Origin of the sequence: Treponema socranskii subsp. buccale (assembly GCF_024181585.1) — a bacterium.
Taxonomy (GTDB): domain Bacteria; phylum Spirochaetota; class Spirochaetia; order Treponematales; family Treponemataceae; genus Treponema_D; species Treponema_D buccale.
In genome coordinates this window covers 1,517,408-1,531,312 of sequence record NZ_CP054258.1, presented here as the reverse complement: position 1 = coordinate 1,531,312, position 13,905 = coordinate 1,517,408, and the positions used below count along the sequence as shown (strand labels likewise).

The window sequence follows — 13,905 nt, the reverse complement described above, 5'->3', positions numbered from 1 at the left end:
TTGCTTTGAAAATCGATATGTTCCGTTTACGTTTTTGCTTCGACGGGGGAGCGTATTGTAAGGCCGGCTTATCCTTTCGTACATGCGGTTTTTTGCGTACAGTTGTCGCAATGCGTCGCGCTGCCGCTTCCGACGGATTTGTTTTTGTCGAACATTTCCATCATCGTCCGCCAGCCGAGCACGGCGCATTTGACGCGCGCGGGCATTTTCGAAACGTCTTCGAGGGCGGCCGCTTCGTCGAGTTGTTCTATGTCGGATGTGCTCGCATCGCCTTTTATCATATTCATAAAGATGTTTGCGAGGCGGAGCGCTTCGGTTTTATTTTTTCCGATGACGAGATCGAGCATCATATCGACCGACGCTTGGGAGATGGCGCAGCCGCTTCCCGTAAAAGAGCCGTCGGTGATCGTTCCGTCATCATCGATCTGCAAACTGAGCGTGATATTGTCCCCGCAGCTCGGATTGATGCCGTTTAAAACGAGAGACGGGCGAGCCATCGGCTTTTTGTGCGCGGGATTTAAATTGTGTTCGTTGAGAATTTCACGATAGAGTTCTTTCGTTTCCATACCAATGCCGTCCTTGTGTATTCGCGTGTATGCGCCGTCTCTTTCGTCCGAGCTTTTTTGTTCCGCAGCCGAAAGCCTTTGCTGTCAGTCTTTAAATCCCATCCACGAACGGATGTTTTTTACTTTGCTTAAAAAAACGGCGGCTTCGTCTTCGGTGTTGTAAAAGTAGACGCTTGCGCGCGCCGTTGCGGGAACGCCGAGGTAGGCACCGAGCGGCTGAGCACAGTGGTGTCCCGCCCTGATCGCGATGCGTTCCGTGTCGAGCACGGTTGCGATGTCGTGCGGGTGCACGCCGTCTATCGTAAAGGTTACGATGCCGCAGTGCCGGTTTCCGTCGGGATTTCCGATAAGGTGCACGTGCGGAATCTCTTTTAGGCCTTCGATGAGGCACGAGGCGAGCGCGTTGTCGTGCTTCGTTATGTAATCGTAGCCGACCGATTCGATGTATTTGACGGCGGCTTCAAGACCTACCGCTCCGCCCGCATTTACCGTACCCGCTTCGAATTTTGCCGGGAGAGGCGCCCACGTCGCGTCTTCTCTCGTAACGTATTCGATCATCTCTCCGCCGCGCAAAAAGGGCGGCATATTTTCGAGGATCGATTTTTTTCCGTACAAAACGCCGCAGCCTGTGGGGCCGGTGAGTTTATGTGCGCTGAACGCGTAAAAGTCCGCATCGAGAGCGCGTACGTCGGTTTTGATGTGCGGTACGGCTTGCGCGCCGTCCGCGACGATGACGGCACCCGCTTTGTGAGCCGCCTTTGCAATCTTTTCGATATCGTTTGTGATACCGAGCACGTTGCTCACGTGTGCGACGGCGACGAGCTTTGTGCGGCTTCCGATCTTTGCCGCGATTTCTTCGTCGGAGATGACGCCGCTTCCCTTATCGCATTCCAAATACACGAGCTTTGCACCCTTCGCTTTTGCGACCATTTGCCACGGAAGGATATTCGAATGGTGTTCCATGATCGAAACGGCGATTTCGTCGCCTTTTCGTATATTCGCCATACCGTAGGTATAGGCGACGAGGTTCAGCGATTCGCTCGCGTTCCGCGTAAAGATCACTTCGGCATCTTCCGCCGCGTTGATAAAACGGGCGACGGTATGTCGGGCATTTTCGTAGGCTTCGGTTGCGCGCACGCTTAAATCGTAGAGGCCGCGAAGCGGATTCGCATTGTTTTCTTCGTAAAAATGCCTTATCGCATCGATGACTCGGCGCGGCCGCTGAGAGGTCGCCGCGTTGTCGAAATAGATGATGTCTTTATTTTTTTCATTAGAAAAAAACGGAAAATCGTTTCGAAAATCATTCATGTGAAAGCACCTCGTCCAAATACGCGTTGATTTTTTCGACCGTCGCTTCGTCGGGGATGTCTGAGGCGACACGTGCGATTTTTGCGCGTGCCATAAGCATTTCCGCTTCCCGTTTTGCGATGCCGCGCGACTGCATATAAAAGAGCGTATCGTCTCCGAGCTTTCCGATCGTCGAACCGTGTTCGCCTGCGATGTCTTCTTCGCCGCAGAGGATGAGCGGGATCGATTTATTGACGACGTAGGGAGAGAGCAAAAGCACTTCTTCGTATTCGTTTCCCGTAGAACCCTCCGAGCCCTTTATAAAATCGATCGAACCGCGGTAGGTTTTTACCGCTTTGTCCTGCAGCGTTCCCTGCGCGGTCATCCGACAGTCGGTTTTTTTGCCGATTTGGCGCACAATGTAATTCAAATCGAGTTTTTGCCCGCCTCGGCAAAAGTACGCCGTGTCGGCTTTGAACGAGCCGCCGAAAGCAGGAAGCGCTCCTGCAGCTCCCGTGTACGTTTCTTTTCCGCCGAGAATTACCTGCGTCACTTCGACGCGGCCGCCTTCTGCGCATATTGTGCCGATGTCATCGACCTGTACAAAACCGTCGCCTAAAAGCTGTACTTTTATCAAGTGAATGCACGCGTCTTTTTGCGCGTCGCAGATCGTGCGAAGAATTTGCGTGCCCGATGAAGCTCTCGCCGATTCGTATCTCATGATAACCGTTACGGCGGCTCCTTCTTCAGCTTTGATGATGTGGAATGCCTCTGTAGCGCTTTTATCGCCCAAATCGAAATCGATACGGACGGGCTCTGCAGCGTGCACGCCTTTTTTTACGGTGATGCGTGAAGCTTTCGCATCTTTAAAAAAATGCTCTCCGAGCGCTTTTCCGCAGCCCGTTTCGAGATCGCGATAGGCATCCGCATTTGCGTTTCGCTCGTATTCGACGCCGCGGGGCAGGGCGCTTATGCGGGGATCTCCGTCGCCTGAAAAGAGAGCATCGGTTGAAAAGGGTGTCGAATTTATTTTAAGCCAATTCCACGTGAGCGTCGGCAGATTGTTGATTGTCAATGTATCGGTCATACGCGGTCCTTACAGAGTGCCTTTCATTTCGAGGCGGATGAGATTGTTCATTTCTACGGCGTATTCGAGCGGCAATTCTTTGCTGACGGGATTTGCAAACCCGCTGACGATCATGCTTCTCGCTTCGTCTTCGGGAATACCGCGCGACATGAGGTAAAAAATCGCGTCGCCCGAAATACGTCCGATCTTCGCTTCGTGGCCGACGTCCGCGTCGTCGGTGTGAATTTCCATAGCGGGTACGGTATCGCTTCGCGAGTTCGGATCGAGCATGAGCGATTCGCACGAAACGGATGCTTTGCTGCCGTGCGCTTTTTTATCGATATAGATGGCCGAGCGGTATGTGCTTACGCCGCCGCCTTTTGAAATCGATTTTGTCGTAATGACGCTCGACGTATGCGGCGCGCTGTGCACCATCTTCGCACCCGTGTCGAGGTTTTGGCCGCTTCCCGCAAAGGTGACGCCCGTGAATTCGGCTCTCGCTCGTTCGCCGACCAAATCGCTTTCGGGGTAGAGATAGGAAATGTGTGAGCCGAAAGAACCGGATATCCATTCGACCGCGCCTCCTTCTTCGACCCGTGCGCGTTTCGTGTTTAGGTTGTACATGTTTTTCGACCAGTTTTCGATCGTCGAATAGCGCAGGTGCGCGTTTTTTGCGACGTAGAGTTCGACGGCTCCCGCGTGCAGGTTTGCGACATTGTATTTCGGCGCCGAACACCCTTCGATAAAGTGCAGATCGGCTCCTTCATCGACGATGATGAGCGTGTGTTCGAATTGGCCGGCTCCCTTCGCGTTTAAGCGGAAATACGACTGCAGCGGAAAGGAGAGGTGAACGCCTTTGGGCACGTACACGAACGAACCGCCCGACCACACCGCTCCGTGGAGGGCTGCGAATTTGTGTGCGCGCGGAGGAATCAGGCGCATAAAGTGCTCTTTAACGATGTCCGCGTATTCGCCCCTGAGCGCGCTTTCGAAATCTGAATAGACGACACCCTGCTTTGCAACTTCGTCGCGTATATTGTGGTAAACGAGTTCGCTGTCGTACTGTGCGCCGACGCCCGCAAGCGAAGTGCGCTCCGCTTCGGGGATGCCGAGCTTTTCGAAGGTTTCTTTTATGTCTTCGGGGACTTCTTCCCAATTGTTTTTCATCTTCGTATTCGGGCGCACGTAGGTCGCGATGTGTTCGATGTGCAAACCGCTTATGTCCGGCCCCCAGTTCGGCACGGGCATTTCGTTATAGATTTTAAGAGAGGCGAGACGGAAATCTCTCATCCACTCGGGATCGTTTTTGTCTTTTGAAAGTTTTAAAACGGTTTCTTCGGTCAAGCCCGGATCGTTTCGGTAAAAATCTTTTTCATCGTAGCGAAAATCGTACATCGACGTGTCGATATCGATTTTTGCGGCGGAATTTCTGTCTATGACTTCGCTCATTGTCCGCCGTCCTTTTCAAATCGTTCGAAGCCGTTTTTGTTGATTTCATCGACAAGAGACGCATCTCCCGTTTTGACGATCTTGCCTTTGACGAGCACGTGTGTAAAATCGACGGCAAGACTTTCGAGAATCTTCGTCGAATGCGTGATGATGAGCAGTGTGCCGCCGTTTTGCTTGTATTCTTCGATACCTTTCGATACCGTGCGCACGGCGTCCACGTCGAGTCCCGAATCGGTTTCGTCGAGTATGGCAAATTTGGGTTTCAGCATGAGCAGCTGCAGGATTTCGCTTTTTTTGCGCTCGCCGCCGGAAAAGCCGACATTCAAATCGCGCGAAGCGTAGGACGCGTCCATGTTTAACAATTTCATCGCAGCCTGCAAGTCTTTTTGAAATTGGAACAGTTTGACCCGCTCGCCCGTACGCTGCTGGAGCGCGCTTCTGATAAAAGTTTCGAGGGAAATACCCGGCACTTCGAGCGGATTTTGAAAAGATAAAAACATGCCTTCTTTTGCGCGCACGTCCGCCTTTTCTTCGGTTACGTCTTTGCCGTCGAATATGATCTTCCCTTCGGTCAGCGTGTAGACGGGATTTCCCATAAGCGTGTTGCCGAGCGTCGATTTACCCGCACCGTTCGGCCCCATAAATACGTGCGTTTCGCCTTTATTGATTTTCAAATCGATACCGTACAATACGGGCTTTTCATTTATATCGACCGAAACATGTCGGACGTCGAGCAGCAGATCACTCATAAATACCGGAACTCCTGATTGATACGGAATATAAAAAACTTAATTATCTACAAAACAAGTAGGTAATTATGCTCTCGTTCAATATAACGATATTATATCAAAAAAGCAAGCGTGCATACAGCGTCCGGGAGCATCGTTGAAATACGGTACGTGTGTGTATCGTCGTTATATGCGCGGAAAAGCGATACGTCGTTATACGGCAAATATATCGATTTTGAAAACGATATGTTCGGTTTTGCATTCAGGCGATGTTTAATACAGCTCTTTCATCCGGTAAAAATCGTCGTACATCTTTTGCCAGCGCGGATTGTTTTGATGCGGAACGCAGTCTTCCTGCCAGTACCACCAAAAGTATCCGCCGACATAGCGGTCGTTATACGGAGGCATGAGGTAATACGCATCGGCTTGTTTGTTAAAATCGTTTCCCGCCTTGTGCGGAGACGCAAAGCCGCATTCGCCGAAGGCGAGCAGCGAATCGGGAAAAAGCCGGTACAGGTTTTCGAATACGGTGTTCCAGTCTTCGTGTTCGCCGTCGTTGTCTTCGTCGTAATAGCTGACAAGCACGTAATCGAGCGCGGCTTTCATATCCGCGGGAACGTACTTTGCAAGCCACGCTTCCATCGTCATACTCTGATCGCCCGGCTTGAACATATATGCCGTAAGCGCCGTCTTATATCCGCGCGAATGCAAATATGCCCACGCCGCGTAGACTTTTTGCGCATTCAATGCGTTTGTACCGCCGAGCCATCCTTCACCGTTGATTTCGTTGCCGACTTCCCAAATATCGACATACGGAGCGAGGTGTAAAGCGCAGTCGGCAAAACGCGCGGTATACGCTTTGACGGTTTTATAGCGTTTCATATCTTCGGAATCGCAGGGACACAACATGATGTACGCGGCTTCGTGCAGGCGGGAAAGCAGCGGAATAAAATCAGCCGGCTTTGTATCGGCATCGATAACGACGCGCGCGGCGGGCTTTACGGGAAGCGCCCGTACGGCATCCGTAACGGCATCGATTGAAGAGGACGAAAGCGCATCGAGCGTTATACCGTACAACGGCGCGGATTTTTTTTGCAGCTTCTCTGCCGCAGTCGGATAAGCGCAAAGGCTCACCGCCGCGATAATCAAAAACAGCGTATGTCGCATCATAATTTTCCGCCTTAATTTAAAAAACTATACAGGTAAAAGATACAAGGGTCAATCATCGTCTTGACAGGATCGGCGGAAAAGCATATCGTTAGCAACTGCTAATTATCTTTTTTCTGCGAGGTATGTTCGTGAGAAGGATTGCAATTTACGGAAAAGGCGGTATCGGAAAATCGACGACAACGTCGAATCTGTCTGCCGCGCTGAGTACGATGGGATATAAAGTGATGCAGATCGGCTGCGATCCGAAATCCGATTCCGTAAAAAACCTTATGGGCGGGAAAAAGATCGTGACGGTACTCGATCGGCTGCGCGAAGATGAAGAAGCCGAACTGCACCTCGACGATATCGTATTTAAGGGCTTTAACGATATTTTGTGTGTGGAAGCGGGAGGACCCACTCCGGGCATCGGCTGTGCGGGACGCGGCATCATCACCGCATTCGATAAATTGGAAGAACTCGGCGCGTATACGACATACCGGCCGGATATCGTATTTTACGACGTTCTCGGAGATGTCGTATGCGGCGGCTTTGCGATGCCGATCCGAAACGGCTATGCGCGCGACGTGTTTATCGTTACCTCGGGCGAGATGATGTCGCTGTATGCGGCTTCGAACATCGCACACGCTATTTCGAATTTCGGCTCTCGCGGTTATGCGCGGTATTCCGGCGTCATCCTCAATTCGCGCAACGTTGAAAACGAACTCGAAACCGTAAATGAGGCGCTGAAAGAAATCGGCGGCAGTGTCGTTTCCGTCATTCCGCGCGACGGCGTCGTACAGCAAGCCGAAGATCAGGGCAAGACGGTGATCGAAGCCTTTCCGGAATCACATCAGGCCGATTGTTATCGTAAGCTCGCCGAAGCAATCCTTGCGAGAAGCGAAGACGTCGCTCTTGAAAACGGGGTTGCGTGATGGAGTGCCGTTCAGCCTGTTTTACGACGACGCTGCACTACGAATCCCCCGCTCACGGCGGCTGGGGCGTCATCCGCGTTGCCGCCCTCGTACCGGAAGTGTATATGCTTTTCGTTTCTCCCTTCGCCTGCGGCAGACACGGCGCGCTCGGAGGAATCATCAACGGCGTAAAGGATAAAGTATCCTATCTTTTTATCGGCGAAAAAGAGATCGTCTCCGGCGATTACGAAGCGCAGGTTTTCCGTGCAATCGAAGAACTCTTTGCGTTTTTGAAAAAAAAGCCGCGCGTGTTGTTTTTATTCGTGTCCTGCCTTGACGATATGCTCGGCACCGATCATGCGGCGCTCGATGAAAAACTTGAGCAAACATATCCGGACGTCCTTTTCCGTTCCTGCCACATGAATCCGATTCAATCGGATACGCCGCTTCCGCCGCTCGTGTCGCTGAATCGAAATATGTACAGTCTGCTCTCTTCTCCCGACGGAAAAGAAGCCGAACACTTTAAAAATTATGTAAATCTCATCGGAAACAATGTGCTTCCGGTAGCCGGTTCCGAACTCTACCGCATCATGGGCGACAACGGTATCCGCGTACGCCATATAAGCGAATGCAAAACATTCGACGAATACTATGCGATGCGGACGAGCGGTATGAATATCGTACTCTCTCCCGCCGCTGCTTTTGCCGCCCGCGACATGGAAAAAAATCCGGGCATTCCGTATTTTTTATCGTACGTCACCTACGATCCCGACGGCATAAAAGATATGTACGGAGAGCTCGCGAAAAAACTTTCCGATGCGGGTATGAACGTATCGTTTGACATCGAGCGCGAGTATGAAAATGCAAAAGCATCTCTCCGTGAAACCGCGGCTTTTTTAGACGGTACGCCCGTCGCGATCGATTTTCAAGCGGTAAAGCAGCCGTGTGCGCTCGCGAAGACGCTCATCTCTTACGGTTTTACGGTAAAGCTGCTCGCCGTCGATAAAATCCTTCCGTTTGAAAAAGAAAGTTTCGAGTGGCTTAAAACGCACGCTCCTCATTTGGAAATTGCAAGTCCGCTGCATCACGACTCTCCGAAATTCGCGTACCGATCGTACTCCGACTGTTTGTGTATCGGTTTCGACTGCGGCTATATGACCGGATCGGAAAAGGTCGTCAACATCATGGACGACGAGGGCAATTTCGGTTTTTCAGGCGTCGCCCGCCTTATGGAAATGATGCGGAGTGCAAATGCCCGCCGAGCCGATGTCGCCGAAATGATAAGGGAGGCAAAGCTTATTATATGAATAATTTGTGTTTGGTCTTGCCGCCCTTCGCGCCCGATTATTCGGGAGTCGCTTCTTCGCTCTTTGAGCTCGGAGGTATGATCGTTATCCACGATGCGTCCGGCTGTACGGGAAATTATTTGGGATACGATGAACCTCGCTGGATGAATTCGAAATCGATCGTGTTTTGCTCGGGGCTGCGCCATATGGACGCGGTACTCGGAAACGATAAAAAACTTGTCAAACGGATGATTGAAGCCGCCGAAAGTTTGCAACCCGCTTTTATCGCGCTGCTCGGAAGTCCCGTTCCCATGGTCATCGGTACGGATTACGACGGCATCGCTTCGGAAGTGGAAGAAGCGACGGGGATTCCGTCGTTCGGCTTCGACACGAAGGGTACGGTGTTTTACGATAAAGGCGTCTCCATGGGGACGATTGCGCTTTTAAAGCGTTTCGCTCCGGCTTCAAAGCGCTGTGAAAAGCAAAACAATGCGATCAATCTCCTCGGCTTGACGCCGCTCGATTTCGGCAACAGCGGAAACGCAGAAGCTGTACGCGCCCTGTTTGAAAAAAGCGGTATTGAAATCATTGCAAGCCTTTCGATGGGTCTTTCGCTCGACGATTTGAAACGCAGCCCCTCTGCGGCCTTGAACGTCGCGCTTTCGTATGCGGGGATCGAAATCGCAAAATATATGGAAAGGGTGTATCACATTCCCTACATTGCAGGCGTTCCCCTCGGAGACGGAAAGGCGATGCTTACGGTCGTACGGCGCTTTCTTTCCGGCGAAAAAAGCGATTCGGGGAGCGTATGGGAAATCGCTTCGAAAGCGAATGCGGCGCAAACTTCGCACAAACGGATTTTGATTGCGGGAGAGCAGGTTACGGCATGTTCGATTCGAAACGAACTCAGGCGCATCTCTCGAACGGCGGACATAGAAGCGGCATACCTTTTCAATTCGTTTCCGGAATACGCCGAAACATGCGATCATAAAGCCGTGTGCGAACGGGAACTCATGGATCTTGTAAACGGCGGTTCATATACCGATATCGTAGCCGATCCGCTTGTCGGAGAATTGATAAAAAATTCTTCCGTCAGGTTTCACGGTTTGCCGCACGTAGCCGTTTCGAGCAAAGTGTGCTGGGACGACACGAAGTGCGTCATAGGCGATGACATGACGCGCTTTCTTTTTGGAATCGCGGAAGAATAATTATTAATTGTTAATAGGTAATTGATAATTTTACAGTAGAGAGCATTATCGGTTTTTATTTTTGAGTAAACTGAGAATTGATACATAAAATCAATAGGAGGATATATGAAAAAGATGATCATAAAAGTCTGTGCCGTACTCTGTCTCTTTACGGCATCGCGTGCTTTTGCCGCGCCGAAAACGCATACCGTTGTCGACCACGCGGGCAATACCGTTGAAGTGCCGAATAAAATCAACAGGATCGTTATCGCAAGTCTCTATCCGCTGCCTTCGGTCTATTGTCTGTATGCGGATTCCGCAAAAAAACTCGTCGGAATTCCTTCGAGTTCCATGGCGGCTGCAAAAGCATCGTTTCTTGTAAAAGCCTATCCCGAAATTGCAAACGCGAAGACGGGATTCGAAAAGGGCGGCGTCATCAACGCGGAAGAATTGATGGCGCTCAAACCCGATGTCATCTTTTACAACGCCGGAGCGAAAGCGTCAAAAGCGATATTCGATAAAACGGGGATCCCCGCCGTCGGCTTTTCAACGTCGATTGCGAAGTTCAATACGATCGAAACCTATGCGGCGTGGATCGATCTTTTGGCAAAAGTGCTCGGTGAAACGGATCGTTCGAAAAAGCTTATCGAGTACGGAAGAAAAATCGAGCAAGACGTAAAAGCGCGCGTTGCATCGATCCCCGAAGGGAAAAAGCCGAGTGCGATGATCATCTATTCGTACGATAACGGAAAGATCACGACCTACGGAAAAAAGATGTTCCCCGAATATTGGATCACGACGGCAGGCGGGATCAATGCTGCGAAGTCGGAAGGCGGAGTCGTGGAACTCAATATGGAGCAGATTTACGCATGGAATCCCGATATCGTGATTTTAACAAATTTCAATACCAAACTTCCCGAAGATTTCGACGACGGCATTGTCGACGGCAACGACTGGTCGAGCGTGAGCGCTGTACAAAAAAAACAAGTGTATAAATTTCCGCTCGGTATGTACCGCTGGTGTCCGCCGTCGTCCGATTCGCCGCTTTCGCTCGTATTCCTTGCAAAGACGATTCAGCCGAAATTATTTGAAGACTACGACCTCGATAAAATCATCGTCGATTATTATAAAGAATTCTACGGAATAACGCTCACTTCCGGCGACCTCCATACGATTTATCATCCGTCGAGATCCGCCGCAGGTTTGTAAACGAAAAGGAAAACGCAATTATGAATTATACTGCAGGGCAGCGCAAAATCATCTTTGCAGCTCTCGCCGTGCTGCCGCTTTTTACCGCCCTCATCTGTCTCGGATTCGGACGCTATGCGCTCGGTGTTTTCGATACGGTGCGCATCCTCTTTTCCGGCGTGACGAAGGCGGAGATAACTGCGGTTGAACGCTCCGTCATCTTCAGCGTCCGCTTACCGCGCATCATTTTGGCGGCTTTTGTCGGAGCGGGTTTAAGCTGCGCGGGTGCCGCGTTTCAGGGTTTATTTACGAATCCGCTCGCGACGCCCGATACGCTCGGAGTGGCAAGCGGCGCATCCTTCGGCGCGGTATCGGCGCTTCTTTTTCGAAGCAATTTGATCGTCGTGCAGCTTTCAGCTCTTGTATTCGGACTCGCCGCCTGCGCCGTCACGTATTCGGTGGGACGATTTCGCGGACGCAGTTCGGTCGTCATGATCGTGCTTTCGGGCATGGTCGTCTCGGCACTCTTCCAAGCCTTTGTGTCGCTCGTCAAATACGCCGCCGATCCGCAGGATATTTTGCCGTCGATCACGTATTGGCTTATGGGCAGTATGTCGGGCGCAAGCTGTAAAACGCTTTTGCTCGGTCTTCCGTTTATCGTTACGGGAACGCTCATCATCTTTGCGCTCCGCTGGCGGCTCAATATTTTATCGCTGAACGAAGACGAAGCTCGTTCGATGGGTATGAATATCCGCGTGATGCGCCTGCTCGTCATCGTCGCCTCATCTCTTATCACCGCGTCCGCCGTGTCGATGTGCGGTTCGATCGGCTGGGTGGGCTTGCTCGTTCCGCACATGGCGCGTATGCTCATGGGCAGCAACAATCGCACCGTCATTCCCATAAGCATCAGTTTGGGTTCGGTCTTCGTTATCGTTATCGATACATTTGCAAGAAGCATGAGTGCGGCCGAAATCCCGATTTCGATTTTGACGGCGGTTATCGGTGCGCCGTTTTTTATCGCGCTCTTACGAAAGACGGGAGGTTCGTGGACATGACTTTTTCCGTACGGGGCGGCTCGTTCGCCTACGGTACCGAGCGCGTGCTCGATCGCATTTCGTTTTCCGTCGAAAGCGGAGAAGTGTTGTGCATACTCGGTCCGAACGGTGTCGGCAAAACAACGCTGCTCAAATGCATGATGGGATTATTAAAATGGGATAAGGGCGAAACCCTTATCGACGGGAGAGCGCTTGAAAGCTGGAGACAAAAAGATCTGTGGCGGCGCGTCGCATACGTTCCGCAGGCGAAAGGTGTCGCGTTCGGTTTTACCGCCTTCGACATGGTACTGCTCGGCCGCAGCGCTCACTTGGGTACTTTCGAACAGCCGGATGAAAAAGACAAACGCATCGCCCTTCGCGCGATGGAAGACACGGGTATCGCTTTTCTCCGCGATAAGCTCTGTACCGAAATGAGCGGCGGGGAACTGCAGATGGTGCTCATCGCGCGCGCTCTTGCGGTAGAACCCGAAATGCTCGTATTCGACGAGCCTGAATCGAATTTGGATTTTAAAAATCAATTGATAATTTTAAATACGATTTACCGTCTTGCAAAAGAGCGGCATATTTCGGCTGTCGTGAACACGCACTATCCCGCTCATGCGATGAAGATCGCCGACAAAGCGCTCATCCTGAACAGGGACGGTGAAAGCACGAGCGGCGCGATCGAAAAAGTCATCACCGAAGATTCGATGAAAAAGACGTTCAGCGTGCAAGTACACATCAACGAGTTCGAATATCAAAACACAAAATACAAGGACGTCGTCCCGCTGTATTTAGTGTGAATTATGGAAAAACGCGTGCGCTTTCGCGCACGGCTAAAAACTTTTTCGAAAGTTGTAACTTTCCGCAAAAGTTTTTTTGGAGGAATTATGAAAAAGAATATTGTCCGTATCGGAACGCTTTTCGCATGCCTGGCGCTTTCGACCTTCGCCATTTCCTGCTCGAAGTCGGGGGCTGCGAAAGAGGCGGCAACGCGCACCGTTATCGATCACGACGACGAAAGCGTCGTCATCCCCGCAAAGGTCAATCGCGCCGTCGTTGTCGGCGTGTGGCCGCTTCCGTCCGTCATCACGGTATTTTTGGGAAGCCCCGACCGCCTCGTCGGCATTCCGCCCGCATCGATCGGAGCTGCAAAAGCGGGACTGCTCGGAGAACTTTTCCCGTCGTATTTGCATATCGATTCGCACTTTCTTGCAAACGATACGCTGAACGTCGAAGAAGTGCTCGCGCTCAAACCCGACGTCGTCTTTACAACGGCGCATCGTTCGCAGCAAAAAGAGGAAATCAAAAAAGCGGGACTGGCCGCCCTTGCCGTCAGTGTGAACAAATGGGACTACAATATCCTCGATACCTATGACGGCTGGATAGACCTGCTCAGTCAGGTTTTTCCGGAAAACGATAAAAAAGACGCGGTGAGCGCATACAGCCGAAAAGTCTACGAAACGATTCAGTCCCGCGTTTCGTCCATCCCCGAAAACGACCGCAAAAAAGTGCTGTTTTTGTTTATGTGTAATGAAAAAACTATCGTGACGAGCGGCAAACACTTTTTCGGACAATTTTGGTGCGACGCCGTCGGCGCGAAAAACGTTGCGGAAGAAGTAGGCGCTGAAAACAGCAACGCCGTCATCAATATGGAACAGATATACAAGTGGAATCCCGATATCATTTTAATAACCAATTTTACCTCCCAGACAGCCGACGATCTGTACAACAACAGGACTGCAAATTACGATTGGTCGCCGATCAAAGCGGTGCAAAACCGTACGGTGTACAAAATGCCGCTCGGAACCTACCGCAGCTATACGCCGAGCGCGGACACGCCGGTAACGCTGTACTGGATCGCAAAAAAAGTCTACCCCGAACTCTTCGGCGATATCGACGTCGAAAAAGAAGTGAAGTCGTATTTTAAAGATATGTACGATATCGATTTGACCGACGAGCAGATAAAGCGTATGTACAATCAGGATTCGAAAGGAGCTGCCGGAACGCGGGGCGCCTAAGGATCCTTATCCTGTGCACGGAAAGCGCCGATA

General features: G+C 51.3%; 13 protein-coding genes. 7 read left to right on the top strand and 6 right to left on the bottom strand.

What is annotated here, in order from left to right:
• Window positions 1-68: 68 nt before the first annotated feature.
• The 6 genes from sufU to HRI97_RS06905 all read right to left on the bottom strand — a co-directional run bounded on the left by sufU (window position 69) and on the right by HRI97_RS06905 (window position 6,266).
• On the bottom strand, window positions 69-566 hold the full coding sequence (gene sufU / locus HRI97_RS06930; protein WP_253724750.1) for a Fe-S cluster assembly sulfur transfer protein SufU: 498 nt from the start codon (window positions 564-566) through the stop codon (window positions 69-71).
• An 84-nt stretch (window positions 567-650) separates the two neighbouring features.
• Window positions 651-1,874, bottom strand: a complete 1,224-nt coding sequence (locus HRI97_RS06925; protein WP_253724749.1) for an aminotransferase class V-fold PLP-dependent enzyme — start codon at window positions 1,872-1,874, stop codon at window positions 651-653.
• Window positions 1,867-2,940, bottom strand: coding sequence for a SufB/SufD family protein (locus HRI97_RS06920; protein WP_253724748.1), 1,074 nt, complete (start codon window positions 2,938-2,940; stop codon window positions 1,867-1,869). Before HRI97_RS06920 ends, HRI97_RS06925 begins: the two co-directional genes overlap by 8 nt.
• A 9-nt stretch (window positions 2,941-2,949) precedes the next feature.
• Complete coding sequence (gene sufB / locus HRI97_RS06915) at window positions 2,950-4,368, bottom strand: Fe-S cluster assembly protein SufB (RefSeq protein ID WP_253724747.1); 1,419 nt, start codon at window positions 4,366-4,368, stop codon at window positions 2,950-2,952.
• Complete coding sequence (gene sufC / locus HRI97_RS06910; RefSeq protein WP_180486094.1) at window positions 4,365-5,117, bottom strand: Fe-S cluster assembly ATPase SufC; 753 nt, start codon at window positions 5,115-5,117, stop codon at window positions 4,365-4,367. The genes sufB and sufC overlap by 4 nt, the downstream gene beginning before the upstream one ends.
• A 252-nt stretch (window positions 5,118-5,369) precedes the next feature.
• The gene (locus tag HRI97_RS06905) at window positions 5,370-6,266 is read right to left on the bottom strand and encodes a glycoside hydrolase family 113 protein (protein WP_253724746.1); all 897 of its coding nucleotides are present in this window, start codon (window positions 6,264-6,266) and stop codon (window positions 5,370-5,372) included.
• Between the two features lie 128 nt (window positions 6,267-6,394).
• On the opposite strand from HRI97_RS06905, the gene HRI97_RS06900 reads away from it, so the two are divergent.
• From HRI97_RS06900 to HRI97_RS06870, 7 genes are all read left to right on the top strand, one after another.
• Window positions 6,395-7,177, top strand: a complete 783-nt coding sequence (locus HRI97_RS06900; protein ID WP_253724745.1) for a nucleotide-binding protein — start codon at window positions 6,395-6,397, stop codon at window positions 7,175-7,177.
• Window positions 7,177-8,463 (top strand): nitrogenase component 1, encoded by a 1,287-nt coding sequence (locus tag HRI97_RS06895; protein WP_253724744.1) that lies wholly within the window; start codon window positions 7,177-7,179, stop codon window positions 8,461-8,463. Before HRI97_RS06900 ends, HRI97_RS06895 begins: the two co-directional genes overlap by 1 nt.
• Window positions 8,460-9,650, top strand: coding sequence for a nitrogenase component 1 (locus tag HRI97_RS06890; RefSeq protein ID WP_253724743.1), 1,191 nt, complete (start codon window positions 8,460-8,462; stop codon window positions 9,648-9,650). The genes HRI97_RS06895 and HRI97_RS06890 overlap by 4 nt, the downstream gene beginning before the upstream one ends.
• A gap of 105 nt (window positions 9,651-9,755) precedes the next feature.
• Window positions 9,756-10,838, top strand: a complete 1,083-nt coding sequence (locus tag HRI97_RS06885; RefSeq protein WP_253724742.1) for an ABC transporter substrate-binding protein — start codon at window positions 9,756-9,758, stop codon at window positions 10,836-10,838.
• Between the two features lie 20 nt (window positions 10,839-10,858).
• The gene (locus tag HRI97_RS06880) at window positions 10,859-11,872 is read left to right on the top strand and encodes a FecCD family ABC transporter permease (protein WP_253724739.1); all 1,014 of its coding nucleotides are present in this window, start codon (window positions 10,859-10,861) and stop codon (window positions 11,870-11,872) included.
• A complete protein-coding gene (locus tag HRI97_RS06875; protein WP_253724738.1) occupies window positions 11,869-12,654 on the top strand; it encodes an ABC transporter ATP-binding protein in 786 nt (261 codons plus the stop codon). The genes HRI97_RS06880 and HRI97_RS06875 overlap by 4 nt, the downstream gene beginning before the upstream one ends.
• 87 nt (window positions 12,655-12,741) lie before the next feature.
• Window positions 12,742-13,872, top strand: a complete 1,131-nt coding sequence (locus HRI97_RS06870) for an ABC transporter substrate-binding protein (protein WP_253724737.1) — start codon at window positions 12,742-12,744, stop codon at window positions 13,870-13,872.
• The last annotated feature ends 33 nt before the right edge of the window (window positions 13,873-13,905 follow it).